Annotated in this window: 1 protein-coding gene; it reads left to right on the forward strand. The window is 39.3% G+C overall.

Going from position 1 to position 349, the window contains the following annotated elements:
• Positions 1-349 (forward strand): hypothetical protein (locus tag IC221_RS29380; protein ID WP_188172337.1); only part of this gene is annotated, 349 nt, incomplete at both ends.

The raw sequence follows: 349 nt of genomic DNA on the forward strand, positions 1-349 counted from the left end.
CTTATGATGGTGGATTTGAAATCGCTTCTCTTGAATACAACTGGACTAAAGTAAGTGATGGATCAACGGAAAGCTCAACGGCGGAGTTAAGCATTCCTTCAATGACAAGTGACAATGCGGACAGCTATAGATTGAATATCACTTCAACTTCCATCACTGGGCTAACCATCTTCACAAAACAAATTGACTTATTATTTACATTAGGTCAAGAAGATTCAGTGGCACTCTATAATCTATTCGTTGAGTTAGGCACAACGCCTGATAAAGCAATAGAAATGCGTGATTGGGTAGATAATGATGGAAAATCGGTAGCTACTCAAATTGACAACTACGGTAGAGTGATCGACCT

This window comes from Flammeovirga sp. EKP202, from assembly GCF_014534745.1.
In the GTDB taxonomy this organism is placed as follows: domain Bacteria; phylum Bacteroidota; class Bacteroidia; order Cytophagales; family Flammeovirgaceae; genus Flammeovirga.